The following is a 26,671-nucleotide window of genomic DNA, read 5'->3' as shown; positions in this document are numbered from 1 at the left end:
AACAACTGGAAGAAGAACTGAGGCAAAGATAATGTCTCTGGTGACGGGTTCATAGATGCCGAGAACCGAATCATTACACTGAAGTTAATCGTTTTGGTATTTTGCATAATAATAGAACAATTATTATCATCACGAAATTGAGGAGGAAGTACGCAGTTTATTTGCGCACTTGTATTTCTTTTTGAAATATTATTAGCCCACTTGGTTTTAAGTGAAGCCCCACAAGCTTCAAAGCCTTTCTGACACCCATTTGGTAAATGACGGAGAGGATCTATCAAGTTTCATTCTAACCAAAATATTTATGGCAGAAGCCTCATATACATTTTTTATTATCCAAGATTCATCATCTTGTATTTTGCTTAACTGTAGGATTGAGTTGATTAAAAATAGTTGTGGTTGTAACTGAATTTGGGTGTAAGATTGTATTACATCATTAGCCCTAGAAGAAAGAAAGATCATGCTCTAACCAATTGAAAGAGTCAGTTAGAGCATTAGCACGTATTGTAATAAATCCTATCAACAGGTGCTTATTAATGTTAATACTGGATTTAAATAATCTCCAAAGGTGCCAAAATCCCCTTGTAATCCTGATAACCCTCCATGGAATTGGTAAATATATGCTCCCATAGCAATAAAAAAAGAAGAAAGCATACTGTTATAATATGAGGAAGACGAATATTCATTTTGGGGAATTTAAAATCCACCTGAGCCATAAGGCAATCCTCACGCTTTTGCCGGAAAATACCATTCGCCTTTCGCATAATCTGGTTTGCAAAATTGGTATGGGCCATGATGTTAACGCCACTGCTGTCTTCCTTCCTAATTAGTTGGGTATGTTCGATGCCTATAATTTCGTTATTGAGGTGGATGGAAAAATCAGGTTCAGGAGGGTTCTGAAGAGTAACATCTATTGCTGATTGTGCTATTAATGCAAGCAGTTGTAGCACGTGTCTCTTTTCTAATTCTAGGTTAGGCATTTTATTAGTGATAAGCGTTCGAAAAGGTATTTGTTGGAAAGATAGCACAAGTATTAATGTTTCGTATAATTATTAGCGTCTTAGTTATAGTTTCTGCATTATCAAATTTCCCCAAATTTGAAGTAAATTCGAAGACTTGGCGGCATGAGCATCACCTGACTCTGCTTTTACTAAATCACTACTAATGGGAAAAAAGAATCAGTCAAAATACTGCTATATGTGCGGAGCACCTGCAACTTCAAAAGAGCATGTATCACCTGCCTGCCTCTTCCCTGAAAAAAAGGATATTAAAACGTCTATCTTCAGAAACAATCTAATAACCGTTCCCTCTTGTGAACTGCATAATTCTAAAAAGTCGAAAGATGATGAGTTTCTGATGGCCTGTATGTCGGGTATTGTAGGAGGTAATATCATCGGCTTTTTCCATGCTCATACCAAGGTGAGAAGAGCTATGGAGAGAAGCGGTAAGGACTTCGTTAACGTATTCATGCGCGATTATCGTCCAGCTATCATTAAATCGGGACAAGGCAAAGAGTTTCCAGTATTGGTAGGACGAGCTCATTTTGACAGGCTGCATTCCTGTTTTCAACATATAGCGCACGGCCTTTATTTCCATAAGTTTGGTAAGCAGTTTGAGGGCGAATGCCGTATTCTTCTGGACTTCCTTACCTACGAGAATGAAAAGATGGAGACTTATAAAATGCTCTGCAGAAAACGGATTGAATTAGAACCTAAAAAACCTAAAAAAGAAGGTTTAAATCCTGAAATTTTCCGGTATGAATTTATGGATCCAGATGAACAAGGTATAATAGCTCTGATTATGACGTTTTATGAAGGTGCAAAAGTGTTTGTTGCCTTTCAAGGAAAAGATTGTAAACCTTATTTCAATTTGGCTGGTATGCTAATTGAATCGGGAGTGAAGATGGTTATTAATTTTCCTGATGGTTCGCATTTTGAATTCAATTAATCGTTCTATCAGTTGCCCAAGGTGTTCTATTGGAAATATCATTGGAAAAAGATGGTGTGGCGTATTTTCTGCTGCTTATATATGTTATATATTTATTATTCGTTATGTATGAGGCATAGGATATTATCAAAGTTTGAGGTATGGGCGGATTTTAGAGTTAGTCGCAAATCCGAGGAAGAAATATTCAATTTCTTTCGTTTCGAATGTGGTTTAGACCCAGAAGTAATTGTTCGGAATATGCATTTAACCATCTATCATTCTCGCAGACCTATGCCTGCTATTCAGAGCGTGTCTCAAAATTGTCATTTAGCTGTTGATACGATGGACCTAAAATTCATGGTGATGGCACCCGGTGGTGAAAATCCCCGCCCCAATCTAATACCTGGTAGGCACAAAATTGGCGTGAGAGTACATCGCAGATCTGCATTTCGTAAAAAAATCTATCGCTATCGGCAACAATTATCCATTCACGAAACGAAGCGCATACTAGGTCGAAGGCAACAAAGTAATAACTCTCGGAGCGCGTTTGGAGCCAGGTATTTTCAGCCACATATTACATTGCTCAATGCTGGGGCGGATATTGATGATGACCTTACAGTTTTAGGAGATGCCTTCCGTAACGCAATTGATACGATCGTTTTCGATCGCTTTTCGGTGCGGGTAAAGCAGAATTATTAGGTAGGGTGTGTGCTTGTGGCACTTTTTACATCTGCTGATTGGGCAGTTGCCGGAATGGTTTGATCTTTCTATTCCTGTGTTCTTTGCGCAGTCGGATAGTATTTGTAAACAAAATACCAATTCGATGTTATTTATGACAATACTTAGATAATAATTAAGCGGCCAAGTTTCCAATTTCCAGGCACTTTTGATATGGTTTTCTTATTTTATTTCAAATCCAGCGATAAGTTTGAGAAAATCCGATTGGTTAGTATCTATTATACAAGGCCATTTTGATATTTCTCATAGAAAGAGCACCTATCTGGTGATCTGGCAATTTCATCCAGAAAAGAGCGGTATCCGTTATAATGATTATTTTATTTATTCTTGATCGACTAATAAAGTTGACGCCTTTACCCCCAAAAACTTCGCAATCTTAAATAACGTAGCTATATTAGGTTGACTATCATTCGTACACCAACGAGAAACCGTCTCAGGTTTATTCTTTAAAAACGCTGCTAACTCCTTATTAGTCTTTTTCTTTTCGACTAACACTATTTTTATCCTATTGTATTCTGTTTTTTTCATTCCTATATGGCTATAAGCAAATTTAACTAATTGGAAATTAGTCATTAAAGTTACTTTATAGTCATTAAATAGTCTTATTTAATCAAATAAATAACATTAAATAAAATAAAAATGATTATTATTGTCATTTAAATGGCAATAAAACCATTTTATGTTTATTTTAATCTCAATTGTATCCGCATGAAAATAATGATATTGAACAATACTTGTTAAAGAAAATTGTAATTTCGCGAACACAAAAATACTATAAGCGTGTTTGCTTTATGTCTGGTGCTGAAAACTACGACCTTTCAAGGACTCCAGGTGATAAGGTAAATCGCTCACACTATGGGTGTGGGCGTTCTTATTTGGAGTCTCGGGTGTCGTAGCCCTTCAGCGCCGGTAAGAATTGCCTGCACCTTTTATTTTGCCCGTTCCTCCCAAAAACTTCCCAAAAATTCCCAGTTATCTTTTTAAATGATATCCTGCTATGGGATTAGACTTTCTATGCCTTTTACCCTCTAAATATTTTTTATGTTAGGAATTAGCACAGTATCTAAAGCCGTTCCTTCAAATGATATCCCCTCAACACATCTTTTTATAGGAATGCTTGCTCATGAAATGAGATCTCAGATTTCCGGTATTTGTACAATTAGCAAAATGCTTTTGAGCGAGAATGATAGTAAGGAAGACAAACGTTTTTATCTTTCTCATGTTAACGCTATGAGTATGAATGTGCTGCATGTTTTAAATAACATGATGGCAACAAGCAGGTTCTATAACGATAATGTGGCAGTTAAAATGGCTCCAGCTCGAATCAACATTCGCCAATGGCTAAAATTACAGATTCGCCAGTATGATCTTATATCAACCTTGAGTTCTGTAAAAATTAAAGCGCATTTCCGTACAACAGTTCCGGATTATATAACAACAGATGAGATAAAATTAGGCCAGATAGTAAAAAACTTAATTGATAACGCTTTTAAGTTTGCTCCTTCCGGTACATGTATTTCTATTAGCGTCAGTTACTTGAGCGATGGTCGGCTTTTATTTCAAATTACTGATCATGGAAAGGGTATTCCTGCAGAAAAAATTCACCTTTTATTTCAACCATTTCAATCTCTTGAAGTCGGATTTTCAGGTACAGGGCTCGGTCTTTATGTCAGCAAGTTATATGCAACTTTACTAGGGGGAGATCTTTTACTTGGTAGGAATGATAAGCGGGGAACTTCATTTTTGTTCATGATCGATTCACAATCCAACATAACAACTAAACATTAATTAACCAACATGGACACAGTTACTTTCAAAAATCTGCCAAAGCTCCACATGAATTTACTAGCGCAGTTAGTTCAAAATATTGTGAATGCTATTAGTCCGGCAAAGATTATTTGCTATGGGTATCGTATAAATACCATAAATCATTGGAGTTGCTTTGGGGAGCCTAATATGTTTGGTGATAAACCTATTCCCACTTTCTATCTTTTGATCTTGACTAATAGTAATGAGAGGCGATCAAACCATGAAATATCTGATCTGGCAGAGCAATGTGCGACATCATTGGGTGCTAATGTTGCTATAATTTCTCAGCATTTGGAAACTGCTAATAATGCTTTCGAGAATAACAGCAGGTTTATATCAGCGGTATATAATCAGGGTACAATATTATTTAACATGAATGGATCGGTAATGCCCGTAGCAGCAAATGAACGTAATGTTTCAGATTTAAAAGATTTGATTAATGATAGCTGGAATAGATATTTTGGGATGTCTCAGCGATTTTTAACTACAGCGGACTTTTGTTTTTCTAATGGGTGGTATGAACAGGCTGTTTTTGAACTGCATCAGTCAGTAGAGCATGCCTGTGCTGCTGTGCTGAGGGTTATAATGGGATTTCGACCTACTACACATAATATATCCAGGTTGTTGGGGCTGATTGGCAATTTCTCACATGCTCTCACAATGGTATTTCCTCGTCAGACAAAGGAAGAAACGGATCTCTTTAATATTTTGAATAGAGCATATTCAGAATCCAGGTATAATGATAAATATGTTGTGTCTGTAGAAGTAGCAAATATATTGAGGGTAAGGGTGGCTGATTTTTTAAGTATTGCTCAGGAGATTTATGACAAGAAGCGACTTAGCCTGGAAAGTAATCAGCAAATCAGTTTTCCATTAAAATATGATAAAAAATGAGCCGACGTAATATTAAAAATACTGAACTCAACGAAAGGGCGCAGAAGTACCTAATTTGTATAGGAAAAAAATTATGTGATTTACGCAAAAGCAATGGCAAAAGTATAAGGGCTGTTGCAAAGGAAACAAAAATGTCTCGTAGTATAATCAGTAAATTAGAAAAAGGTCAATATGAGAACTTTGGCCTGAATAGGTTCAGTGATCTTTGTAAATACTATAACGTGCAAATGGTGGATATCGTAGAATGTGACTAGCCTTCAATATTATTTTAACCATTTTTCGTGTGACTTCAAATTGAAGTGAAAAATTTTGAATTGTTTTTAATAAGAAATCAATTCGTAATCAATAGAACATGCGTTTAGTATGTTCTATTGATTACGAAGTGTAGTGACATAATTCGACAAAATTCAACATAATTCGACATAATTCTTCCTAAAACAACCTAAATCGGAAAGTGGAATTTTACGTTGGTCTACTTTTGTTTTATATATCATCAGCATGAAACAGGAAGCCCAACACCATTTACCCATTAAGCCAACATTAGATGACGCAAGACAATTGCTACAGGCAGATATATATGCTTATACAGATGAGGAAGTTGCCTTGATTGTTGATTTCATATATCGGTTAGCTGCCATTGACCTTACCATTTATGAAGAATCTTTAAGAAACGATACACCAGTTATTCACATTAAACCATATGATGATGATCACTCAACGAAAAGCATTCCTATATCCCAGGGTAAGCACAGACGAACAGGCTGATGGCTACAGTCTTTCTCATCAGGAAGATGTACTGATGCGTTACTGTGAAAAAGAAAACATTCAGGTCATTGGCGTTTACCGGGAAGATCATTCTGCTAAAACATTTGACAGACCAGAGTTCCAGAAAATGTTCAATGTAGTCAGCAAGAACAAAGGTATTGTGGATTTGATCTTATTCTCCAAATGGGATAGGTTTTCCAGGAACGTGGCTGCTGCTTATGAAATGATCGGCAGGTTAAGAAAATATGCTGTAGAACCACAGTCTATAGAGCAGCCCTTGGATATGGAAATTCCGGAGAGTAAAATTATGTTGGCTATTTACCTGACCACACCAGAGGTGGAAAATGACAGAAGGGCGTTGAATACTTTACATGGTATGCGAAAGGCTAAGAAGGAGGGACGCTATTTAGGTATTGCTCCATTGGGCTATAAGAATGGACGTGATGCGCATAATAAGCCTCTACTTATTCCCAATGAAAAGTCGGAAATCGTAAGATGGGCATTTGAGGAATTATCAAGGGGTATTTGGGATATTGATACACTTAGACGTATGGTAAACCAAAAAGGGGTAAAGATTGGACGTAGCCAATTCTGGAGCCTGTTACGTAATCCTGTCTATTGCGGCAAAGTCTTTCTTGCAGCGTATAAGAACGAGGCAGCGCATTGCGTAAAAGGGATTCATCAGCCAATTGTGTCAGAACAATTGTTTGATGATGTTCAGGATGTATTGATGGGTAAGAAGCGAAAGGTGAGGGTTAATGCCTTTACGGAAATCGATATTCACCTACCTCTTAGGGGATTTCTGATCTGCCAGCGTTGTGGGAAACCATTAAGTGGAAGTGGTTCTCGTGGTAATGGAGGTGTATACTATTATTACCACTGCCAGTCAGTCAAATTGTGCAAGGAGCGGTTTCGGGCTGAAACAGCCAACGAGATCTTTGTAAAGCAACTCGGCAAGATTGCTGTGAATGCTCCCATCATTGACTACTACTGTCAAATTATTCGCACCTCCCTACAGACTGACAATAAGAAACAAGAGCAAGAATTAAAAGGCATACAGACCGATATCGACAAGTACTATCAAAGAATACAAAACGCCCGATCTATGAGATTAGACGATGAATTTACCGCAGAAGAATTCAAGGACATAAAAGCTGACCTTTTAAAGAAGATAGAAGAACTTGAAAAGAGAAAGACAAAGTTATTATCTGCTAAAGATAACTACTCTGAATACTTATCCCACGGGGGAGAAACTATAAAAAACATAGCCGCCCGCTACATTACAGCTTCCCCAATCGGCAAAAAACAAATCATTGGTTCGATATTCCCTGAAAAACTAATTTTCTCGGATAACCGACTTCGAACCGCCGAACCTCATGTACTACTAGAGCTGATAACGCGATCCAGAGCGGACCTTGACCCCCTAAAACAAGAAAAGGTCGGAGATATCTCCGACCTTTCCGCCTTTGTGCCCAGAACTGGATTCGAACCAGCACACCCTTGCGAGCGCTGCGACCTGAACACAGTGCGTCTACCAATTTCGCCATCTGGGCAACTGATATTGTGTTTCAGGACCGCGAATGTCTGACCTTTATTTCTAATTACAAAATATTTTTTCAAAAATTCTGAAATTTTACCGGATTACCCTTATTCAGTACACATAAATCTCACGGAATATCAATCCCTTATTAAACCCTCCTTAACTTATAAGGATACACCTTCCCCGAAGCCCACTGTGCCACATACAAATTATGATCCCGGTCCACACACACATCATGCGGATGAAAAAAGATCTTATCCGTCTGGTACATAGCCTGAAGCTGCCCATCCTGATACACCGGTTCACTCCCCCCAATATTACTCACCACCTTATTATCCTTATCAAGGATCGTCACAAACCCACTCCCTTCCTTATCCATATCCGGCGACCTCAATACCGCCGCATACAAAAACTCCCCCTGCACCACCGGCCGGCATACGCAAGCTCCCGGCAGATGTATAATATCCAATAATTTCCCATCCTGGCTAAAACGCTTAAAACAATTCCTGGTCCTGTCAGTGACCAGCAGGGAGCCATCATTCCTCCTTGGATCAATCAAAATGCCATGTGCATTATCAAGATGCTCATCCCCACTACCTCGCCCACCAAAATAATTCAGCAGATGTCCCTTACTATCATAATGCAGGATATACTGCTCTCCATAACCATCAGCAATGAAAATATCCCCATTGGGCGCTATAGTGGTTTCTGTAGGCACAAATTTCTCCGCCTGTGAATATAACTTACTATCCATCGGCGCATCGATTTTAAGCAGTATTTCGCCGCTTAAAGTGGTTTTATAAACCTGGTGCTTCACCGTATCTGTGATATACAAAAATTCAGTCCCGTTTTCATCATGAATGGTCAATCCATGTGCGCCGGGGAATGCATGTCCCCAGGAATTGAGTAACTGTCCTTTCGTATCGTAAATGAGAATATTATTTTTTGTTTCGTTCGTAAGTAAGAAGATGCGGCCTTTTTTATCCTGCACCATTTCATGACAGTCATTCACAGGATATTGCTGTGGATTACATTTACTCCAGGCGGTATCAAGGGTATACTGAACATGATTGTGGCCGTAAACCGGACCTTTATCCCTGGCCAGCAGACCATTGGTCAGCCAAAGGCCACCGAGCGATAAGGATGTATTGCGGATGAATTGTCTGCGCGAGGTATTCGTATTAACTGGTTGTTGCTTCATATTGTGTGGTTGTTGAAGGCGTTTGTTTTAACGATTCCAGGTAGGCACGCTTTACGGTGACAGCGGTTTTATGATCACCTGTATGACTCCATCCCGGAGGCATGAAGATGTAACGGACCTTGTTCAGGATGCCGGGGGCCTTCCATACATCCAGTGCCAGGTAATAGAATTCGCCGAAATAGACATCGAAGAAATTGCGGTTGTTCACATTGCGTGTTACCCCATATTGAACCGGTTCTTTAGGATCCTCGTGTTGATAGGTGCCAAAGACCCTGTCCCAGATGTTTAGCAGGTTGCAGAAGTTGGTATCCATGTATAATGGATTCTTTGCATGATGCACACGATGGTGAGAGGGAGTCAGGATCCATTTATTGAGGAAGCCTAATCTTCCATTTTTAAGCACATTTTCTCCGACGTGTATAAACCCGCCCCAAAAGCCATCGATAAACATAATGAAAAACAGGAGAGGAGGATTTACGCCCATCAGTATACATACTGTGGTGCGGATGATATCAGCATAAGCACCTTCCAGGAAGAAGTGTGCATAGCTGACAGAAAGGTTCATGGTCTGGGGCATGTGATGCGTGGCATGCAGGCACCAGAATAAGCGAACCCTGTGACCCCAGTAATGGTAAAGAAAGTGGCCGAATTCCCAGATGATATAGCCATAGATGAGCCAGTACCAGGTGAAGGTCGTTTTGAAGATGGCATATTTTTCAAATACGCCAATGCAAAACGCAATTGCGGCGATAGAAAGGAAACGGCCGATGACACGGTTAATAATGAAGATAAGAAAAGGCATGCGATAGTCCTCTATCTTGAACCTTTTATAAACGATGGCGCGTGTTATTTCGATCAATAACAGGAAGGGGAGAACCGGGGAAACGGCTCCTAAAATACCGTTTAAAGTCAGCAGAGACTGGTAGTTCCCTGTGTGGTACATGTCTAGCAGGGCATTGAGCCCCAGGAAGCCGATAAGTTCGTCGTACAATGTGTGGAAAAGTGACATACGTGGATATTGGATGGACGATTAAACTACAAAAATTTAAATTGTAGCGAAAGTGTTTTGAAGTTCCTGACAGAAATATGAAAAACTTCAAACATAGGATTGCGGACATACCGGCGAGTATGTATGGTAGGCGATGTGCTTAATTATTAACTTAGCATAAATCTATACCTACATGAACTGGATCATCAGTAAAACCAGGAAGATGAATTATCATACTAATCTCAGGGCTTTGATGCTGCCGGTTTGGGAGGATATAAAGAATTACCAGTGGGTAGTATCCGATTTAGAGTACATGTCATCTGATCCGGTTCCCATCAATTATGAGCAGGATTATTTTATTCTTTCACCGGAGGAGTTTAGCATTCTTGCGAATGCAGATCTCCAGATAATATGGGGGGTAATTTGCGGTATTCCCGCAGATGAAGAAATAGAAATTGATGAAGACAGACTGCCATATGTAGAAGGGAATGATTTGATCTGGGAAAATGGTAATATCCAGTTGGAGCAGGCTGTAATAGAAATTGTATGTTTTGATAGTAGTTATACTATTTTGAAATTTAAGAATGTGGGCTTATCTGAGAAATTTAAATCTATTTTTGAAGAGGCAATTGAATTAGAGAAATTTAAATAAGAAATGCAAAACAAAACAGCAGTTCTGCATACACAGAACTGCTATATTGTTATGTTTTAAATCGTAGTGTAAAGCTATCGGGAATTATTTCACCTCGATCGTTGGATCCCAGAAATAACAGCCATATAGCACCTGGTTTTCAGGATTGTTCGGATCCACTTCATAGAGTGCAAAAGAGATGGTAAAGGCCTCTGTACCTTTATTTTTTACCTTGGACTCAAATGAATAGAACGATACTGATGTATTTGTTCCCGGTACAGGATTCGGCTGTGAAGGCACAATTGCACCGCTTAAAGTTTCCTCATCTGAGCGGAAAGGATTAAACACATTAGGGTTCCCACTGTTAGGTGATATATCATAAATGATAACGGCATCATCTGAATTGTTGGAGATGGTAGTCCCCCAGAAAGCAACGTAGTCCTGTACATTTGCAGAGAAAATGATATTGGCCGGATCGTTTTGCCCGTTAGCCTGGCCTTTATAGTTTGCCTTAGGGCATAACAGGTTGATACCTTCATGGTGATCAAGACCACGGGCATCATTCAGACCTGAATTCGGACCATAGGTGGATTTAATCACATCCGTATCTACCACCATGATTAAATTAACGGTGTTAGCGACTGACCTTCTGGTTGTCCTTGAGCGAATGGGAGCTTGCGCTGTGTTTGACATAAAATTTGGTTTAATATTTTACCTACTCTGTTAAGGCTTTTCGGTATCCGCCATAGCGATTGATATATGTATGAGTAATACATACCAGTTAGTGCATACTACTGATCATCTTCAAAAGAGAGAAACTATGCCGCACAGCAGATAGCTGTGGGTAATATTAAATACCGTTATTTATGTGGGTGTTTTTCACTTTTTATGTGGTGCATTTTTCATTGTTTTTGCTTACTGAGCCTGCGAATGGTGGTTATTTGAGTACGTGAATTTTCACACTGTTAGATAACAGTACTTATTTGATTTTTGTTGGGGATAATTTAAAATATTTTACTACATAAATCTGCACCTATTGCTTACATAGATAGTTCCCCAGGGATTTCAATGCCTGCTTTTGCTGCTGCGTCCGAATGCATTTTTGCCTTATCAATATCTTTAAAGCCTTCTTCAAACAGGTATATCCCTGCCAGCTCTATATGTGCCATATCATAAGCAGCATCCAGCGCTGTTTCAAAGTACGCTATGGCCGCTTTTATATCTTTTGCAGTGCCTGATCCTTTCCGGTAAAGATTCCCCAGATGATAGGCCCCTAATCCTGACTTGTCCTGATTATAATAAGCGAGAGCGGTTTCAAAATCTCCTTTACCTTCATAGAGAAATCCGAGTCCGCTATAATCTGGTTCTCCCAACTTTTCTGCCTGTTGATAATGATATAGTGCCTGCTCCGGATCTGTATCGTACAGTAGAAATCCGAGGTTATTATGTGCCGCTGCCATGCCGTCCTCCGCTGCCTGCAGCAGGAGGTCTATAGCTTTTTCTATATCAGGATGAGTGCCTATGCCGTATTGGTAGCACAGACTTAATCCGAAGAGGGCATTTGTATTGCGGGCGGCAGCTCCCTGCTCATACCAGTAAAAAGCTTTTTGCTCATCTACATATCCATCTATCATGTAATAGATATGCGCCAGGTTATTCATCGCGTAACCATACCCTTTTTCCGCAGCAAGCGTGTAGTGATAGATGGCGGAGGGATAGTCCTGCCTGTTATAGGCATCTACACCTATATTATACAATTCTTCAACCGGGGTGTAGGCATCTGTTGTAGTTGCTTCATCAGCACTTTTTGCATATGCCAGCAGTTTCTGCCGCACTGTGTCATCGTAATAGAAAGAGGAGGCTTCGCTTTCAGCATCCTGTTGTACCAGGGCTTTATTGGCTCTTGAGATGCCATATTTATCGATGAGGTAGACTTTATCCCCTTTGATAGCCCAGGCAAATCCCTGTGGCGGCGCTTTATGCACTATGAGATCGAACTGCTCACCCTCTTCTGCAAGGCTGTAAAAGCCGTCTTTCTGTAGTATGAATACATCATCATGCAAGGGTTCAATCTTTTCATATTTGAAACCTATCAGCACAGTTGCATCTGCTGTCAGTACCCCCCAGCTTCCATTCTTTTGTGCGATGTAGAGACCATGGTGACCGGCCTTAATAAGATTCTCATATATTGGTTCGGCCACCACTTTGCCTGCAGTATTGAGGAGACCTAAATGGCCATTTCGCTGAACGATTGCCCGCCTGGAATAGACAAAATCGTAAGCCTCATCCCATTCCGGAGGCACTATTATTTCACCTGACCTGTGCACATAACCATATTTCTGTGCTTTCATTACTACCGCCAGATCCTGCTCACTGAATGCATAAAATTCATCAAACTGGGGCGACAGCAAGATGTTTCCTGCTGCATTTTTTAATCCCCATAATCCATTTTCGGAGTAAATTTCTTCCTGTTTTTCTTCTTCAAGGATATATCCCCAACCATAAGAAATGTCTTCGAAGTTCAGCAGCTCAGCAAATGAATGAAAAGCCATGCTGACATGCCTGAATTGCTTGTAAGAGAGGAGGCTAATGTCCATGTTATCCATGGCGCTGGTGATCATCGCATTGTTGTATGCAATGTCTGCCAGCCAGATAGCGGCTTGTTGGTCATGTGGTATTTCTTCACTGTTGAATACAGCCCGGGCATCCATGCAAAAGTAAGCATGGTCAAGGCTGTCCAGGTATTGGAAGAGTTTATTGCTGCATTCAGTAAAGCTACTTTTATTGTTGATGAGCGCAGCTGTTATGTCCAGGAACTTATAAAACCTTTTGAGGTTTTCGATGCCGCGTTTGGCATCGTAGTATAGCATATCGTTCTCAATAAACCCGCCACTTATTAACAGTGGTTGTAATAGTAACGGCATCTCATATCCCCATTCCATCATCAGTATTTCATTCCTGTTTATTCCTGATGGGGAGCTGGTATTACTTAAATATACGCTGTGCGACATGCTGCAAAGGTAGTGATTCTTTATGTGTGGGCTTTGATCTTAAGAGACCTAAGAGATCATAAAGATCAGGTCTTCATAATCATGTGCGCCAGCGAACACGGGGATATTGGCCCAGGGAGCTTTTCCTTTATTTTCTTTGACGGTTTGGATCGCGAGTTCATGCAACCGGAGGATCACGAGATATTCCTGGAGTTCGCATGCCTGGCGCAATTGATCATCGCGGTAACCTTCTGTCTGCATGAATTTCCTGTTGGTCTCCTGCAGTGGTTCAAAGCCTGTGATGGTGAGTTTCTTTTGGGCCTCGCCGCTGAAATTCTCCAGCCAGTCGGGATTGTCACGGTTGGCAAGTGTATCGTAAGCCAGTAAATGCAGGAACCATTGATCGTACTGGGTCGTAAAACTGTTCATTTCAAGGTAGAGGGCTTTGACATCCAGTTCTTCGTCTTCCGTCATAATGGTGTAGCAATAGTTGAAGTAAGCTGTCAGGGGGCCTTTAAGGTGCAGAAGGTTTTTGCCGATCACGTATTGGAAGTCGGAAGCTGGTAATTGACCGAGCATGGTTTCTGTTTCCCGGATCGCAGTTTCAATTTGTCCTGATTGGATAAGGTCCTGAATTTGTAGCATGGTGCAAAGAAAGTATATATATAGTTAATGGAGGATTTTTTCTTTGTGCTCAACAAATGAGTAAGAGCCTTGGTCCGGACTTTTCTTTAGGTGCACGGTGAAGACAGGGGGGAACCAGGCTGTCGGGATGATCGACCGCCAATCTCCACAGGTGTCCGGTGCCTAAGTTGACCGGAACGGCACCCGGTTTAGCCTGGTAGTGCAGGTCAAAGAAATGCTCGCTTAAGAAGGATTCAAAACCTTCATCCGGCCCATTGTACAGCGTTCTAAGTTCAGCACGTACTTCGGGGATGAGGATTTTTTGTATCCCTTGTGAATTGGGCAATATATCACTGGCATCGCCATAGTAGGTGCATAGAAATGTACTGGTTGGAATAGGAGAGCGATCTACATGGTAAGAGTAAACATCAGTTGGGAAAAAGGGGAAAGCCTCATCCCGGTCATAATAACTAATGATATTGAGGCTGGGGGAGGCACCATGAGCAGTCAATGCGGCCAGGTCCTGTAAAATAATTTCCCGGGCAAGTTGACCCTGTTCACTCAATTGAAGGGTACAAAGTTCGCCCGGTTCAATTTCTGTTATATTTCCGCTTAGCGCTACATTCTTAACAATCTCAGAAAAATCGCCTGTCAGTTTACGGGTCCAGCATATCGCATTCATGTTCCCCTGAAATGGCGTATTAACCAGGTCCTGAAAATTTGTGACACAGTGAACCTGGTTTTCGGCGTGAGATAAATCTATCATAGTAGGCGCTGTTCTTTGATAAAGATAGGAACAAATGGGGGAATGGTTAATGGTCTTGATGAGGTGGCAAGGATGCCCCCTTGACTAAAAAAGATTTTTTATTGTTGCTTTATTCTCTAATTTAGTAGTCACGACAACTAAATTAGAGATTATGACAAATCCAACACAACTCAGCTTTGTTTCGCTGCAAGTGACTGATCTTGAGGCATCGGGAAAATTTTATACCGAGATTTTAGGTTTTAAGCCGGTTTTGAAATCGCCACCTGATGCGATTGTATTTGAGCAAAAAAATGGTGCAGCCTTCGCTATCAGGAAGCCGATGATCGAACTATCCAAGGCAAATTTGCTGGGTTGGGGAGTGGCTGTATGGTTTGGGATAGGTAATCTGGATACCTTCCTGGAGAAAAATGGAGATAAGATTTCTATTGTAAAGGATATTCATCCGACACCGTTTGGGCGGATCCTGGTAGTAGCTGATCCTGATGGTTATGCAATTACCTTACAGGAAACCAGGGAAGATTAATGGCAACGGGATTTTGGGTGGTGGTCACATCGCGTGATCACGCCCTTGACGGGGCCAGGGAGGGGGTAGTACAGGTAAATCATGGCAAACTTGCCCCGTTAAAGAGAATGGCTGCAGGTGACAAGGTATTGTATTATGCCGGGAAAATGATTTATGGACAGCATGAATTGTGTCAGCGGTTTGTTGCACTTGCGGTGCTGGCTGACGATGGTATATTTCAATATGAAGTGACAGAAAAATTTAAGCCTTACCGGCGGAAAGCGGAATACAAGGATGTAAAGGAGGCCGAGATCAGGCCTTTAATAAACAGCCTTGAATTTATTAAAGACAAGGAAAAGTGGGGATATATTTTTAGAACAGGTTTTTTTGAAATCAACAAACACGATTTTGATTTGATAGAATCGCACATGCAATAAAAACATGGATACACAAAATCAGGTCTTCTCCTATATAGAACCGGAGGAAAATAGCGGGTACCTGCTATGGCAGGTTACGATGCAGTGGCAGCTGAGTATGAACAGGGCACTTGGGAAGATGGAACTTACGCTCACTCAATTTTCTTTGATGGCAGGTCTCTATTGGTTGGGTGAAAAAAAGGGGGCGGTTACGCAGCAGCAGTTGGCCGATTATGCTAATACTGATAAGATGATGACTTCGAAAGTATTGGCAGTATTGGAGAATAAGCAATTAATAGAACGAGTGAAAGATCCCGGGGATAGTCGTGCGAAACAGTTGAAAATGACGGACAAGGGGATAGAGGTACTGCGAGAGGCGTACCGGGTAGTGAAAGCGGTGGATGATGTGTTTTTTAAAGATGTGATGAAGGATAAGGTGGTATTTGATGGTTTATTGATGAGGTTAATAAAGTAGGTCGCTGCGGGATGTGCTAAGCTATGTGTCTGGTATGAAATGTGATTCAACAATTGCTCACAATTTTCATCTAGCTGAAAATTGCTATCTTTAAATAGCTGAATTAATTGTTACACAATAGCTTATGACGTATTTTAAAACCCTGGCCATAAGCCTGCTACTGGCTCTTACACTTTACTGCCGCGCCCAGGAACCAAGCGTTGGTCCGGCACCGGGTATTGATAGCACTGCGATTAATGAAGCCCTGATGGTGAAGGAAGAACAGCAGAAGAGAATAGATTCACTGGTCAAGGCACAGTTAATGCAACAACTTGCTACGGTGTCAGGCAACGCAGAACGCACGAAAGAACTGGAAGCGCAATTGCACAAAATAGCTGTGAATGACTCTTTGCGGAATATTGCGCAGTTAGAGAAACTGAAAGCGATGAAGAAAACAGCAGCCGGTTATCCGGTTACGCTGACACATGATACCTTATTTTACATTTACACACGTACAGGATCTTTCAATGCAAAAGACCGTGCTGTGGCAGTTTCTGCCAAGATAGACAAGTTATACAAAACGCCTTTTTTTGAACCTGACTCTCTTACCATTGTTGAAAATGAGGGTTATTATGATATTATCTATAATAGTACGGAGGTAATTCTGAGTGTAGGAAATCTGGACGGACTTTGGTTTGGCAAGAGTAATGCTGAATTGGCCGGGGAGTACCTGGGTATTATTAAGCAGACTATTGCAAAGGAAAGAGAGGTACATAGTGTGGTAAACCTGCTCAAAAGACTCGGACTGGTAGCAGTGATTATTACCCTGCTTGTAATAATAGTGTGGTTTGTAAACATCATCTTCAGGCGATTCACGCGATTTATTTCGGTTAACAAGGATAAGTATTTAAACTTTTTTCGTCTAAAAAAGACTAAAATAATCACTGCGAATCATCTTGAAACTTTACTGATAAGATTAAGTTTTTTCGCAAAGATCCTTGTCATTATCCTGCTTGTTTACCTGTCACTTCCTTTATTATTCAGCCTTTTTCCGGAGACTGAATCATGGACGAGTACCTTGCTCAGTTGGATTCTTGCCCCTTTGAAATCGACGCTGAAAGCGGTGATAGATTACCTGCCGAATTTATTCAAGGTAGTTGTGATTTATTTTGTTTTTAAATACCTGATAAAAGGGGTGAGGTATTTATTTTATGAAATAAAGCGGGAGAATATTCAGATCAGGGGTTTTCATGCTGAATGGGCGATACCGACTTTTAATATCCTGCGATTTATTCTTTATGCTTTTATGCTGGTGATTGTGTTTCCTTTTCTGCCGGGAAGCAGTTCGCCGGCATTCCAGGGAGTATCGGTTTTTCTTGGGGTACTGATTTCCCTGGGGTCATCCAGTGCGACGAACAATATTGTTGCGGGTTTGGTGATTACATACATGCGCCCATTTAAGGTTGGAGACCGGGTGAAGATTGGAGAAGTGGTGGGAGATGTAACAGAGAAGACGATGCTTGTGACACGGATAAAGACGATTAAGAACGAAGATATTACGGTGCCTAATTCTACTGTGTTGTCCAGTTCTACTATTAATTATTCAAGTCATACCAAAAGTGAAAACCAGGGTTTGATTATACATTATACGGTAACTATCGGTTATGATGTGCCATGGCAGCAGGTGTATGAATTGTTGATTGAAGCCGCATTAAAGACTGCTTATATTATTAAAGAACCCAAACCCTTTGTGCTGCAAACCAGCCTGGATGATTATTTTATTTCTTATCAGATCAATGCGTATACAAAGGAGGCCAACCGGCAGGCAGTGATTTATAGTAGTTTATTAGAAAATATCCAGGACGTGTTTAATCAGCATGGTATTGAGATTATGTCGCCCAGTTACCATGTGGTGAGGGATGGCGGGAAAGAGAAATCAGAATAATTACTTTTTAGTTTCATGCAGGAGCATCCAGGATGTACCGAATTTATCGCGTAGCATGGCGAAGCGGGAGGCGAAAAAAGTTTCTTCCATTTTCATAAAAATCTGTCCGCCATCTGAGAGCAATGCATAAGCCTGTTCTGCTGCCGCCGCAGTGTCGAACCGTAATGTAAGGTAAGCGCTGCGCATGGGTTCTGCGCCTGGAATATCGGCCCCCATCAGGGTTGTATTTCCTATTGCTATACGTGCATGCAGAATGGCGTTTTTCCAGTCTGCCGGCAACATGGAATTTTGATCCGGGGCTTGTGCATGTGTCATCATCATGGTGATTTTCCCGTTCAGGTGTTCTTCATAAAACCTGAAGGCCTCCTGGCAGTTGCCGGGGTAGTTCACATAGATATCGAGTTGGGTATTATTCATGTACAGGTGTTTATCTAAGAAGTACAAATATGCGATATTATGTGAGAGGAGAGAGGGGGTGGATGCGACAGTTTTAGGGTAAGATTACGCCAGGTATTTTGAACTGGAGCGTAAAAGAAGAAGTGGAGTTATAGCTCCACTTCTTCTTTTACCATTGCTTTCTTTCTTAGTTCTTCCTCTACTTCGGCAATCGCCATCACCGTCTTTACCACTGCATCCGGTGTTACCGAGATACTATCAATACCCTGTTCTACAAGAAATTTTGCAAATGCAGGATTGTCCGAAGGGCCCTGTCCGCAGATCCCTACTTTTACATTATGCTTTTTAGCCACCCTGATCAGGTGAGCAATCAACCTCGTCACAGCTGGATTGGTTTCATTGTAAATATTTGCTATCAGCGCGGAGTCCCTGTCTAAACCAAGTGTCAGCTGGGTCAGGTCATTTGAACCAATAGAAAATCCATCAATATGTTCAGCAAATTCATCTGCCATGAGGATATTGGAGGGGATCTCGGCCATGAGATAGACTTCAAGGCCATTATCGCCTCTTTCTAATCCAGCCTCCTTCATCGTAGACAGCACCTGGTGCAGTTCTTCGACGGTACGACAGAAGGGGATCATAACAACCACATTTCCTAATCCCATTTCTGTACGCACCTTTTTAATGGCTTTACATTCCAGCGCAAAGGCAGATTTATATTTTTCGGAGTAATAGCGTGAGGCTCCCCGCCAGCCAATCATTGGATTCTCTTCATGCGGCTCAAAATATTTACCTCCCAGCAGGTTGTAATATTCATTGCTCTTAAAGTCAGAAAACCGGACGATGGTTTTGGACGGGTAGAAAGCAGCGGCTATCTTGGCAATGCCATAGGCAAGTTTGGTAATAAAATATTGTTCCTCGTTGGGATAACCCGTAATCAGCTGCTGGATCTTTACACTGAGTGCTGCGTCTGCCAGTTCTTTATGATGAAGTAAAGCAAGCGGGTGTGCCTGGATATAATTGTTGATGATAAACTCCTCCCGTGCGAGTCCTACTCCGCTATTGGGCAGATAGGAAAACTGGAAGGCCATAGATGGAGACGCTACGTTGAGCATCAGTGGCGTTTTGATGGCAGGCAGGCTTTGCAGGTCAACAGCTTCTTCGCGGTAGCTCCATTTGCCGTCGTATACGACGCCTTCTTCCCCTTCGGCACAGCTCACCGTGATCAGCTGACCAGTATTGAGTTTTTCAGTAGCATCCCCACAACCTACAATAGCAGGTATCCCCATTTCGCGGGCGATAATGGCTGCATGGCAGGTACGTCCTCCTTTATTCGTAACGATGGCGGAAGCTATTTTCATGATAGGTTCCCAATCAGGATCTGTCATATCAGTCACCAACACATCACCCTTCATAAATTCTACACCTTCTGTAATGCGTTTGTCCAGCGAAAAAAGAATGTTCACTTTTCCTGCTGCAATTTTATCACCTACCGCGATGCCTTTCAGGATGCACTTATCTCCAGGTACAGGCTCCATTTTATAGGATACAATGCGGTGCCGGTCTTTATTTGAATGCACGGTTTCTGGTCTGGCCTGTACGATAAAGAGCTGGTTGGAAAGGCCATCCAGTGCCCATTCTACATCCATAGGGCACCATTTCCCTTTAAGGTTGGTATAATAGGTTTCTATTTTTACAACTGCTTCTGCCAGCTGGATGGCCTGTGTTTCCGGAAGGCAAAATTGTTGCTGTTTGTTTTTTTCAACGGGGATTATTTTGGTACGGTCATTACTGCCTTCTCCATACACCATCATCTTATTCTTGTTGCCGGGTTTCTTTTCGATAATGGCCATAGATGGTTTGAATACAATAAACTCATCGGGGGATACTGCGCCCTGAACGACCATTTCACCGAGGCCGTAAGAGCCGTTGATGACAACTACATTTTTAAATCCGGAGTCAGTATCCAGGGAAAAGGCTACACCGGAGGCACCGAGGTCGGAGCGCACCATTTTTTGTACACATACAGAAAGGCCTACCTGGAAGTGGTCATATCCAAAGGTTTCCCGGTAGCTGATGGCCCTGTCTGTGAATAAGGAAGCGAAGCAGTTGCGTACAGCGTCTATCAGTGCAGCAGGACCACGTACATTGAGGAATGTTTCCTGTTGGCCGGCAAAGGAGGCATCCGGAAGGTCTTCAGCAGTGGCAGATGAACGTACGGCAACGTCTGTTTCCTTCTGGTCATATTGCAGGGAGAGGGCTGTGTAGGCCTTGATGATCTCTGCGCTCATGTCATAGGGAAAGCGCTTGTTGCTAATGGCCTGTCGTATTTTCTGGCCGGCGCGGCGGAGGGTGACGAGGTCATTGAAATCGATTGATGCGATCTGTTGACGGATGAAAATTTCCAGGTCATTTTCCCGCAGGAAACGATAATATGCTTCAGTCGTGATGGCAAAGCCGTCGGGTATGTTCACCCCTAGTTTTGCGAGGTTACCGATCATTTCACCCATCGAGGCACATTTGCCACCTACGGTGGCGATGTCTTCCAGGCCTACATCGGAAAGAGGAAGTACAATTGGCGAAACCATAAAAGATTGTTTTGGGAAGATTATAAGTAACGTGGCATGTTTGCTTTGATGCAATAATAGAGTTTGTCGGGATTTATAACTACGAGGTTGATTATTAGACGAAAACAAAACCTTAATTTAGCCAAACGGGCATTTTTTTTTCGGAAATGGTCGTGGTTATTGATAGATTCCACTCAAAAATTCGATATGAGTTTTACCCCAGATAGCGTTGATATTAGTATTTTAGATATACTTCAGGAAGATGCCCGCTTAACGAACAAGGAAATTGCCGCCAGGTTGAATAAGTCTGTTACAACAGTCTTTGAACGTATCAAACGCCTGGAAGCGGAAGGGTATATTGAGCGGTATATTGCTGTGTTGAACAGGAATAAGTTGGGCAAACACCTGGTGGCGTATACCAGTGTGACATTGAAAGAGCAGTCGCATGATTGGTTGGTGGCGTTTGAGGAGAAGATCAATACTTTTCCCGAGGTGATGGAATGTTATAAGATGAATGGGCAATTTGACTATTTGATTAAAGTAGTCGTAACGGATATGGATGCTTATGAAGCTTTTAATTTAAATAAGCTGTCTAAGCTGGATAATATTTATAAGATTAGGAGTTTGTTTGTGCTGGCTGAGGCGAAGAAGGAGGTGGCCTTGAATTTGAGATTTAAATAGTTGGAAAGGGATTGATTTTCAAGGTTAATGGATGGGAGAAGTGAAATGATGGGTACACCATTTCATAGCCTGTGTAAATGAGGTTTTACCTTAATTGTAAACACCATCTACCAGGTTTTATACTTTACTTAATTTTAACAGGTAGCTACTCAATAATAAATTTGTAACCCCTGCCAGGGACATTAATAAATTTAATAGAGTGATCGTCGGTTAATTTCTTGCGTAATTTTGACACCAATACATCAACATTTCTACTGATGACCACCAGGCCTTTGTCTTCCCAAATCTCTTTCATCAGTTTTTCCCTTTCTACGACCTGGTTTATATTTTCTGCGAATATTTTTAGCGCGTTCGTTTCTTTTTCTGAAAGGGCAATACTTTTATCCTCTATTTTCAGCACATTATTATCTGTGTAGAATCTGAAGCTTCCTAATTGCAGGTAATCATTATCATCCGGGATTGATACTTGCTCCTCTTCTTTCCGGGACTTATTTTTTACATAAAATCCAGCAATACCCAAAGGAATAATTAATAGTAACAACCACAAATAATTAAACGTAGTTTTCTTAAAAAATTCAATTTCAATCGCATAACAACCAACCTCAAGTTTACGCCCCCGGCAGGGTGTTAAATTACCGGCCTGGCTATTTATTTCGAATGCAAAGACAGTTTCCTTTGGGATACAATTCTTTAAACTTACTATATAATTATTTGCCAGGCCGCTTTTTTGAAATGTTCGCTGCACTAAATTGATGAGTGTATCCGAGATAAACCCAAAATCATTTTGGAAGGAGATCTGGTAGGTATTTTCATCTATTTGCCTGACCGGCAGCACGCGGGACGAAGAATCTTTAGCTGAGAGCAAAAGCTGATGTCCTATATCCCGTAACACAACTTCTAAATGCTTCTTAGGAATTTCATCTTTTTTATTAAGAGAAGCAATAGCAGAAATTAAAATAAAAATGATTATGATGGACGATCCGAATAGAATAAATGGCTTCATGCGTGCAAAATACACTATTAGCCCCCTGTATTAATGGGCTTTACAAACGTTTTACGCACCTTTTACAACTTTTTACTGCAAAAATTCTTCGAGGTAGTTGAGTCCTGATAGCTTTGCTGTATTGTTTCACAAAATCATTTCCAGTCATGAAGATCGTCTATCATCTTGCTATCCTGCTCCTTTCCCAATGCCTCTTTTCCTGTAATCAGGTGTCTGAAATGGCACGGGCATCCATAACCGGGAATAGTCTCCAAAGTGCCAAAACAAATACTTCCGGAACTGCAAAAATCGTTTTTAAAACTACAGATGGCGGACAAACCTGGCAGGACATCAGCAAAGGGCTGCCTGAAAATTTGCAGGGAGAAAAGATCAGGGGAAATAGCTTCTTTGCAAATGATAAAGGGCTGTTTTTAAGGGTTGGAAACGGACTCTATCACAGTGTACCCAATGCTACAGCTCCTTTTTGGACCAAAGAGATTTCGCCTGACGAACATTCCAGCATGGCTTCCCCTAAGTCCGGGATATTTGGCTTCAATTATTGGGGGATAAATTTGAAAAAAACAAACGGAACGAGTGTATGGTCGCCAATATTCGAAAATTTCCAGGAGCCACGAATACGCAGCGCTTTTGAGACTACCGGAGGTACAATTTTCGTCGGCACCGACAGGGGCTTTTTTAAAACGGCTGACAATGGAGAGACCTGGAAACAGGTTCATACCGGATCCCTGGTAGGGAATATGGCAGAGGCGAATGGCGTACTGTTGGCGATCAGTATGAAAAGGATAATAAGATCCACCGATAATGGTGAAAGCTGGTCGGTGGTGAGCAATGAGGGCAGTGTAGCTTTCGATGTAAAAAAGATCAAGGGAGGATTCGCAGCTATCACTTCCGGTTCAGAGTCTGGTAACCGGGGACTAAGTACATCCTACGACGGCGGTAAAACCTGGCAGCCTATTGAACCCGGTCTTCAGAATAAAGGCCTGGTCGATTCAATATGGCGGACCTGGAATAATCGGCCTCGTGTAAAAGCCTCCATGACTCCAATTATCCAGGTGGGTGAAAACTTCTTTTGTACTCATCCCGATGGCATTTTCAGGTCATCAGACAAGGGGAAAACATGGAAATTATTACTTCCTTCTGTGGAGGATAAGGTCTTTAATTTATATGTTTCAGGCAATGTGATTTATGCCATACCCAGCAGGGGGGGATGTTGAAACCCAGGTTAACATTCATGGATTTTATGTCTGCCCCGGGGGCTTGCCATTGATATTTCGTATAGCTAAATTCTGGCAGTCCCCGGGATGCAGATAGAGAAAACAGTAATTGGAAATATTCCTTTTTAAGGACTTAAATATTTAGTCTTCCGAAAAGCTGCATGAATGAAAACTAAGGCTTCAAGTCCCAACGACTTAAAGCCTTAATTCCCTCTCTCATGGTTTCAATAATATTTTTCCTGCAGGACGCTCTTTTAGCAAGTACTGATGGGCTGCTTCAGCTTCATTAAGCCTGAATATTTTAGCGATTGGGGGAGCTATTTCCCCTTTGGCCAAAAGCGTGATCATCTCTTGTAAGGATGCACGTAGCCCCTTAGTTTTAGAAGTAGTAACGTAGAGTTTCACATGTTTTTTCTGAAAGCTTAATTTAAGCAGCAATAAGGGAAGCATCGCCTTGATTAGTTTCCAGAATGGCCAACCATTTCCATTAAGAGCAGAACCGATACCGAAAGAAACGAGTGTACCACCAGAACGAAGTACTTTAAATGATCCGAAGAGCTGAGACCCTCCAATAGGGTCTAAAACTGCGTCGATATTTGCCTTTTTTTCCCTGATGAATTCAACAAAATCGCTATGTTGGTAATCAATAGCAATGGCCCCTTCCTGCTTTACGGCATTCATTTTTTTAGCTGAAACGGTTCCGTAGGCTTCTATACCCAGATATTTGCAGAGCTGGAGTACTGCCAAGCCTATTCCTCCTCCGGCACCATGGATCAGTACACTATCACCTTTTTTGAGTTTTGCTGTATTTACCAGCAATTGGTAGGCCGTGGTATAATTCAAGACCGATGCAGCAGCATCTTCGGGTTTTACCGGGCTGGGGAGCAGGATCAGATCTTTCACTGGTAGTGTAATGTAAGTCGTATACCCCCCGGTCAATGTTAAGCATGCCACCCTATCCCCCTTTTTGAATTTCACAACACCTTCGCCGGTAGAGATAATGATTCCGACAATGTCGTACCCTGGGACCATGGGAAATTTACCAGGACTGATACCCTTTCTGAACAAAATATCGCCCAGGGCCACACCGCAATATTCAACGCTGATCAGTACCTCTCCGATATTAGGAGCTCGGATCTGTTCTTTTATAATACTTAATTCAGCGTATTCGCCTGGATGTGTTATGGCCACTTGATAATTAACCTGATCACTGATAATATTGGTTGGTGCTGACATAGGGTATATTCTTTATTTTACTCTGTTAAAGGATACAGTTTTTCCTAAAAGCGATATTCCAATATATCCACGTACAAGCATCACGTCCGGGTTCTTCAGTTTAATGGTACAACTGTAGGTTTTACCACTTTTAATGTCATAGATCCTGCCATCAGACCATTCATCTTTATCAAACCTGAAATGCTCAAGTATCGTCAGGTCCTTGAGAAAGCGATCACGTAAATTGACATTGGCATTATTGATGTCTTTTCTTGAAGTCTTACCATCAGCTTCATACATATCTTTCGACCAGACCATCTTGCCGAAGAATGCTCCGTTCTGTTTGTAAACTCTGATCTTCGATTCCCCGGTTTCCATAGTCCAGGTACCAACTATTTCATCACCAGTCCTGGTTTGTCCTGAAGCAATGTTCCATAATAAGCCTAGAAACAGCAGTGCGCCTAAAAAGATTCTTGTTTTCATATTTTATCGTTCGTCCAAAAGTAAATACATTTGGTAATCATAGGTTACCAGTAAACTAAAGGTTACCGGTAACTTTTAGTTTACCAGTATAGTTGAATATGGAAAAATGTTTCAAAAAGTTTGATGAGAAAACAGTAGAAAAGCTGATCCAAACAGTTGGTGATGCACTCTTTGTTCTTGGTGGAAAGTGGACGCTTAGGATAATTATAGCTTTGTATAATGGCAATAAGCGATTTAGTGAGCTCCGTCGGGCAGTCAATGGGATTTCCGCTAGAGTGTTATCTAACGAATTGAAGGATTTGGAAGTGAATGGATTTCTTAAGCGGGTTATCGACAGCGAAGGCTTTTCAGTTACAGTGTCCTATGAATTGACCGAGTACAGTTTTAGCCTGGAGGAGGTTGTTTTAGCCCTAAGTAGTTGGGGAGAAAAGCATCTGGAGACGATAAAAAAATCACTGTAAAGGCAAATTTAAGTCCTGTATAAGAGCAGAAGATACATACTATCCCAGGGGAGTTTCCCCTTTAAATTTGGCAAGAAGGAATTTTCTAAATTCTTTGCATAGGTTTTCCGTAATGTCATCTGGTGAAATGAAATTACGTCCTAAAAATTCTTTGAATTGCTTAAAACTGTTTTTGTAAAGCCTGTTAGCATCGGTCCTGTTTTTATCTACATATTACGCGTAGTGTTCCAGTAAATTCCCCTTAAACTTATGTGGTGGAATATAGGCAGTTCCTATAGATTGCTGTACTATTATTGTCTGGCTTTTCTTAATATCCATTAATTCCAATGCTTGCTTGGTGCCAGGTAGTTTTACTTCAATCGTGCGCTTACAGTTGAAAATATCTTCCGGTTTCTTTTATATTACAGATAGAGGGGCATGATTATAAATGATTATTTTATTCCTAATTATTTCATCCGTCCACTA

At 41.2% G+C, this 26,671-nt stretch carries 27 protein-coding genes, 1 tRNA gene and 2 pseudogenes; 15 read left to right on the top strand and 15 right to left on the bottom strand.

The features are described 5' to 3' along the window. Window positions 1–548: 548 nt before the first annotated feature. Window positions 549–977, bottom strand: coding sequence for a hypothetical protein (locus tag DXN04_RS31940; RefSeq protein WP_116857491.1), 429 nt, complete (start codon window positions 975–977; stop codon window positions 549–551). A 184-nt stretch (window positions 978–1,161) separates the two neighbouring features. Here DXN04_RS31940 and DXN04_RS31935 point away from each other — a divergent pair, with 184 nt between their 5' ends. Together DXN04_RS31935 and DXN04_RS31930 are read left to right on the top strand one after the other, a co-directional pair. Then, window positions 1,162–1,944, top strand: a complete 783-nt coding sequence (locus tag DXN04_RS31935; RefSeq protein WP_116857490.1) for a hypothetical protein — start codon at window positions 1,162–1,164, stop codon at window positions 1,942–1,944. Window positions 1,945–2,181: 237 nt separating this feature from the next. After that, entirely contained in the window at window positions 2,182–2,622 is a 441-nt protein-coding gene (locus tag DXN04_RS31930; protein ID WP_147320127.1) for a hypothetical protein, read from the top strand. 360 nt (window positions 2,623–2,982) lie between these two features. Here DXN04_RS31930 and DXN04_RS31925 read toward each other — a convergent pair whose 3' ends face one another. Beyond that, window positions 2,983–3,234, bottom strand: coding sequence for a helix-turn-helix transcriptional regulator (locus tag DXN04_RS31925; RefSeq protein WP_233525734.1), 252 nt, complete (start codon window positions 3,232–3,234; stop codon window positions 2,983–2,985). A 468-nt stretch (window positions 3,235–3,702) separates the two neighbouring features. Here DXN04_RS31925 and DXN04_RS31920 point away from each other — a divergent pair, with 468 nt between their 5' ends. From DXN04_RS31920 to DXN04_RS35520, 5 genes and pseudogenes are all read left to right on the top strand, one after another. Next, on the top strand, window positions 3,703–4,449 hold the full coding sequence (locus DXN04_RS31920) for a sensor histidine kinase (RefSeq protein ID WP_116857488.1): 747 nt from the start codon (window positions 3,703–3,705) through the stop codon (window positions 4,447–4,449). Between the two features lie 9 nt (window positions 4,450–4,458). Continuing rightward, window positions 4,459–5,364 carry a HEPN domain-containing protein gene (locus DXN04_RS31915; protein WP_116857487.1) on the top strand — a complete coding sequence of 302 codons (906 nt, stop codon included), beginning with the start codon at window positions 4,459–4,461 and terminating at the stop codon, window positions 5,362–5,364. Next, window positions 5,361–5,618 (top strand): helix-turn-helix domain-containing protein, encoded by a 258-nt coding sequence (locus DXN04_RS35955; protein WP_116857486.1) that lies wholly within the window; start codon window positions 5,361–5,363, stop codon window positions 5,616–5,618. The genes DXN04_RS31915 and DXN04_RS35955 overlap by 4 nt, the downstream gene beginning before the upstream one ends. A 244-nt stretch (window positions 5,619–5,862) precedes the next feature. Next, window positions 5,863–6,129 carry a hypothetical protein gene (locus DXN04_RS31905; RefSeq protein WP_116857485.1) on the top strand — a complete coding sequence of 89 codons (267 nt, stop codon included), beginning with the start codon at window positions 5,863–5,865 and terminating at the stop codon, window positions 6,127–6,129. Further along, window positions 6,065–7,066: pseudogene (locus DXN04_RS35520) on the top strand (recombinase family protein); the annotation flags it as partial. The gene DXN04_RS31905 and the pseudogene DXN04_RS35520, both read left to right, overlap by 65 nt. 532 nt (window positions 7,067–7,598) lie before the next feature. Here DXN04_RS35520 and DXN04_RS31895 read toward each other — a convergent pair. The 3 genes from DXN04_RS31895 to DXN04_RS31885 all read right to left on the bottom strand — a co-directional run bounded on the left by DXN04_RS31895 (window position 7,599) and on the right by DXN04_RS31885 (window position 9,879). Beyond that, window positions 7,599–7,682 (bottom strand) — tRNA-Leu (locus DXN04_RS31895). A gap of 135 nt (window positions 7,683–7,817) precedes the next feature. Continuing rightward, window positions 7,818–8,870, bottom strand: a complete 1,053-nt coding sequence (locus tag DXN04_RS31890) for an NHL repeat-containing protein (protein ID WP_116857484.1) — start codon at window positions 8,868–8,870, stop codon at window positions 7,818–7,820. Then, window positions 8,851–9,879, bottom strand: a complete 1,029-nt coding sequence (locus tag DXN04_RS31885; RefSeq protein WP_116857483.1) for a sterol desaturase family protein — start codon at window positions 9,877–9,879, stop codon at window positions 8,851–8,853. Before DXN04_RS31885 ends, DXN04_RS31890 begins: the two co-directional genes overlap by 20 nt. 172 nt (window positions 9,880–10,051) lie before the next feature. Between DXN04_RS31885 and DXN04_RS31880 the strand changes: the two genes are divergently transcribed. Beyond that, on the top strand, window positions 10,052–10,510 hold the full coding sequence (locus tag DXN04_RS31880) for a hypothetical protein (RefSeq protein ID WP_116857482.1): 459 nt from the start codon (window positions 10,052–10,054) through the stop codon (window positions 10,508–10,510). An 84-nt stretch (window positions 10,511–10,594) separates the two neighbouring features. Here DXN04_RS31880 and DXN04_RS31875 read toward each other — a convergent pair whose 3' ends face one another. From DXN04_RS31875 to DXN04_RS31860, 4 genes are all read right to left on the bottom strand, one after another. Next, on the bottom strand, window positions 10,595–11,182 hold the full coding sequence (locus tag DXN04_RS31875) for an AidA/PixA family protein (RefSeq protein WP_116857481.1): 588 nt from the start codon (window positions 11,180–11,182) through the stop codon (window positions 10,595–10,597). Between the two features lie 347 nt (window positions 11,183–11,529). Next, complete coding sequence (locus tag DXN04_RS31870) at window positions 11,530–13,500, bottom strand: SEL1-like repeat protein (protein WP_116857480.1); 1,971 nt, start codon at window positions 13,498–13,500, stop codon at window positions 11,530–11,532. Between the two features lie 48 nt (window positions 13,501–13,548). Further along, window positions 13,549–14,124 (bottom strand): hypothetical protein, encoded by a 576-nt coding sequence (locus DXN04_RS31865; RefSeq protein ID WP_116857479.1) that lies wholly within the window; start codon window positions 14,122–14,124, stop codon window positions 13,549–13,551. Between the two features lie 49 nt (window positions 14,125–14,173). After that, window positions 14,174–14,785 (bottom strand): hypothetical protein, encoded by a 612-nt coding sequence (locus tag DXN04_RS31860; RefSeq protein ID WP_233525733.1) that lies wholly within the window; start codon window positions 14,783–14,785, stop codon window positions 14,174–14,176. A gap of 235 nt (window positions 14,786–15,020) precedes the next feature. On the opposite strand from DXN04_RS31860, the gene DXN04_RS31855 reads away from it, so the two are divergent. The 4 genes from DXN04_RS31855 (at window position 15,021) to DXN04_RS31840 (ending at window position 18,186) form a co-directional block, all read left to right on the top strand. Continuing rightward, window positions 15,021–15,392 (top strand): VOC family protein, encoded by a 372-nt coding sequence (locus DXN04_RS31855; RefSeq protein WP_116857477.1) that lies wholly within the window; start codon window positions 15,021–15,023, stop codon window positions 15,390–15,392. Then, entirely contained in the window at window positions 15,392–15,808 is a 417-nt protein-coding gene (locus DXN04_RS31850; RefSeq protein WP_116857476.1) for an EVE domain-containing protein, read from the top strand. The genes DXN04_RS31855 and DXN04_RS31850 overlap by 1 nt, the downstream gene beginning before the upstream one ends. A gap of 4 nt (window positions 15,809–15,812) precedes the next feature. Then, window positions 15,813–16,262 carry a MarR family winged helix-turn-helix transcriptional regulator gene (locus DXN04_RS31845; RefSeq protein ID WP_116857475.1) on the top strand — a complete coding sequence of 150 codons (450 nt, stop codon included), beginning with the start codon at window positions 15,813–15,815 and terminating at the stop codon, window positions 16,260–16,262. Window positions 16,263–16,386: 124 nt separating this feature from the next. Continuing rightward, entirely contained in the window at window positions 16,387–18,186 is a 1,800-nt protein-coding gene (locus DXN04_RS31840; protein WP_116857474.1) for a mechanosensitive ion channel family protein, read from the top strand. Here the strand turns inward: DXN04_RS31840 and DXN04_RS31835 are convergent, their stop codons facing one another. Together DXN04_RS31835 and ppsA are read right to left on the bottom strand one after the other, a co-directional pair. Then, window positions 18,187–18,603 carry a VOC family protein gene (locus tag DXN04_RS31835; RefSeq protein ID WP_116857473.1) on the bottom strand — a complete coding sequence of 139 codons (417 nt, stop codon included), beginning with the start codon at window positions 18,601–18,603 and terminating at the stop codon, window positions 18,187–18,189. A 128-nt stretch (window positions 18,604–18,731) separates the two neighbouring features. Continuing rightward, window positions 18,732–21,170 carry a phosphoenolpyruvate synthase gene (gene ppsA, locus DXN04_RS31830; RefSeq protein ID WP_116857472.1) on the bottom strand — a complete coding sequence of 813 codons (2,439 nt, stop codon included), beginning with the start codon at window positions 21,168–21,170 and terminating at the stop codon, window positions 18,732–18,734. Between the two features lie 186 nt (window positions 21,171–21,356). Here ppsA and DXN04_RS31825 point away from each other — a divergent pair, with 186 nt between their 5' ends. Then, entirely contained in the window at window positions 21,357–21,830 is a 474-nt protein-coding gene (locus DXN04_RS31825) for an Lrp/AsnC family transcriptional regulator (RefSeq protein WP_116857471.1), read from the top strand. Between the two features lie 145 nt (window positions 21,831–21,975). On the opposite strand, the gene DXN04_RS31820 is transcribed toward DXN04_RS31825, so the two are convergent. Next, window positions 21,976–22,833, bottom strand: a complete 858-nt coding sequence (locus tag DXN04_RS31820) for a helix-turn-helix domain-containing protein (RefSeq protein ID WP_116857470.1) — start codon at window positions 22,831–22,833, stop codon at window positions 21,976–21,978. Between the two features lie 146 nt (window positions 22,834–22,979). Here DXN04_RS31820 and DXN04_RS31815 point away from each other — a divergent pair, with 146 nt between their 5' ends. Further along, entirely contained in the window at window positions 22,980–24,047 is a 1,068-nt protein-coding gene (locus DXN04_RS31815; RefSeq protein WP_116857469.1) for a WD40/YVTN/BNR-like repeat-containing protein, read from the top strand. A 216-nt stretch (window positions 24,048–24,263) separates the two neighbouring features. On the opposite strand, the gene DXN04_RS31810 is transcribed toward DXN04_RS31815, so the two are convergent. Beyond that, window positions 24,264–25,283: a zinc-binding dehydrogenase gene (locus DXN04_RS31810; protein ID WP_116857468.1), complete on the bottom strand. Its 1,020-nt coding sequence runs from the start codon at window positions 25,281–25,283 to the stop codon at window positions 24,264–24,266. 12 nt (window positions 25,284–25,295) lie between these two features. After that, window positions 25,296–25,745: a DUF2147 domain-containing protein gene (locus DXN04_RS31805; RefSeq protein ID WP_116857467.1), complete on the bottom strand. Its 450-nt coding sequence runs from the start codon at window positions 25,743–25,745 to the stop codon at window positions 25,296–25,298. Between the two features lie 98 nt (window positions 25,746–25,843). On the opposite strand from DXN04_RS31805, the gene DXN04_RS31800 reads away from it, so the two are divergent. Continuing rightward, window positions 25,844–26,206 (top strand): winged helix-turn-helix transcriptional regulator, encoded by a 363-nt coding sequence (locus DXN04_RS31800; protein ID WP_116857466.1) that lies wholly within the window; start codon window positions 25,844–25,846, stop codon window positions 26,204–26,206. Between the two features lie 39 nt (window positions 26,207–26,245). Here DXN04_RS31800 and DXN04_RS35950 read toward each other — a convergent pair. Then, a pseudogene (locus tag DXN04_RS35950) lies at window positions 26,246–26,398 on the bottom strand (phage integrase SAM-like domain-containing protein); the annotation flags it as partial. Window positions 26,399–26,671 lie beyond the last annotated feature (273 nt).

This window comes from Chitinophaga silvisoli, from assembly GCF_003412465.1.
GTDB classification, from domain to species: Bacteria; Bacteroidota; Bacteroidia; order Chitinophagales; family Chitinophagaceae; genus Chitinophaga; species Chitinophaga silvisoli.
The sequence above is the reverse complement of the archived record's forward strand: the minus strand, read 5'-3'. Positions and strand labels throughout refer to the sequence as shown.

Bases quoted from the DNA above. Each gene is read 5' to 3' on its own strand.
- DXN04_RS31905 (WP_116857485.1), top strand. From the start codon at position 5,863: ATGAAACAGGAAGCCCAACACCATTTACCCATTAAGCCAACATTAGAT.
- DXN04_RS31925 (WP_233525734.1), bottom strand. From the start codon at position 3,234: ATGACTAATTTCCAATTAGTTAAATTTGCTTATAGCCATATAGGAATG.
- ppsA (WP_116857472.1), bottom strand. From the start codon at position 21,170: ATGGTTTCGCCAATTGTACTTCCTCTTTCCGATGTAGGCCTGGAAGAC.
- DXN04_RS31890 (WP_116857484.1), bottom strand. From the start codon at position 8,870: ATGAAGCAACAACCAGTTAATACGAATACCTCGCGCAGACAATTCATC.
- DXN04_RS31835 (WP_116857473.1), bottom strand. From the start codon at position 18,603: ATGAATAATACCCAACTCGATATCTATGTGAACTACCCCGGCAACTGC.
- DXN04_RS31915 (WP_116857487.1), top strand. From the start codon at position 4,459: ATGGACACAGTTACTTTCAAAAATCTGCCAAAGCTCCACATGAATTTA.
- DXN04_RS31870 (WP_116857480.1), bottom strand. From the start codon at position 13,500: ATGTCGCACAGCGTATATTTAAGTAATACCAGCTCCCCATCAGGAATA.
- DXN04_RS31825 (WP_116857471.1), top strand. From the start codon at position 21,357: ATGAGTTTTACCCCAGATAGCGTTGATATTAGTATTTTAGATATACTT.
- DXN04_RS31800 (WP_116857466.1), top strand. From the start codon at position 25,844: ATGGAAAAATGTTTCAAAAAGTTTGATGAGAAAACAGTAGAAAAGCTG.
- DXN04_RS31810 (WP_116857468.1), bottom strand. From the start codon at position 25,283: ATGTCAGCACCAACCAATATTATCAGTGATCAGGTTAATTATCAAGTG.
- DXN04_RS31840 (WP_116857474.1), top strand. From the start codon at position 16,387: ATGACGTATTTTAAAACCCTGGCCATAAGCCTGCTACTGGCTCTTACA.
- DXN04_RS31920 (WP_116857488.1), top strand. From the start codon at position 3,703: ATGTTAGGAATTAGCACAGTATCTAAAGCCGTTCCTTCAAATGATATC.
- DXN04_RS31930 (WP_147320127.1), top strand. From the start codon at position 2,182: ATGCATTTAACCATCTATCATTCTCGCAGACCTATGCCTGCTATTCAG.
- DXN04_RS31820 (WP_116857470.1), bottom strand. From the start codon at position 22,833: ATGAAGCCATTTATTCTATTCGGATCGTCCATCATAATCATTTTTATT.
- DXN04_RS35955 (WP_116857486.1), top strand. From the start codon at position 5,361: ATGAGCCGACGTAATATTAAAAATACTGAACTCAACGAAAGGGCGCAG.
- DXN04_RS31815 (WP_116857469.1), top strand. From the start codon at position 22,980: ATGAAGATCGTCTATCATCTTGCTATCCTGCTCCTTTCCCAATGCCTC.
- DXN04_RS31875 (WP_116857481.1), bottom strand. From the start codon at position 11,182: ATGTCAAACACAGCGCAAGCTCCCATTCGCTCAAGGACAACCAGAAGG.
- DXN04_RS31805 (WP_116857467.1), bottom strand. From the start codon at position 25,745: ATGAAAACAAGAATCTTTTTAGGCGCACTGCTGTTTCTAGGCTTATTA.
- DXN04_RS31855 (WP_116857477.1), top strand. From the start codon at position 15,021: ATGACAAATCCAACACAACTCAGCTTTGTTTCGCTGCAAGTGACTGAT.
- DXN04_RS31880 (WP_116857482.1), top strand. From the start codon at position 10,052: ATGAACTGGATCATCAGTAAAACCAGGAAGATGAATTATCATACTAAT.
- DXN04_RS31885 (WP_116857483.1), bottom strand. From the start codon at position 9,879: ATGTCACTTTTCCACACATTGTACGACGAACTTATCGGCTTCCTGGGG.
- DXN04_RS31845 (WP_116857475.1), top strand. From the start codon at position 15,813: ATGGATACACAAAATCAGGTCTTCTCCTATATAGAACCGGAGGAAAAT.
- DXN04_RS31940 (WP_116857491.1), bottom strand. From the start codon at position 977: ATGCCTAACCTAGAATTAGAAAAGAGACACGTGCTACAACTGCTTGCA.
- DXN04_RS31865 (WP_116857479.1), bottom strand. From the start codon at position 14,124: ATGCTACAAATTCAGGACCTTATCCAATCAGGACAAATTGAAACTGCG.
- DXN04_RS31935 (WP_116857490.1), top strand. From the start codon at position 1,162: ATGGGAAAAAAGAATCAGTCAAAATACTGCTATATGTGCGGAGCACCT.
- DXN04_RS31860 (WP_233525733.1), bottom strand. From the start codon at position 14,785: ATGAATGCGATATGCTGGACCCGTAAACTGACAGGCGATTTTTCTGAG.
- DXN04_RS31850 (WP_116857476.1), top strand. From the start codon at position 15,392: ATGGCAACGGGATTTTGGGTGGTGGTCACATCGCGTGATCACGCCCTT.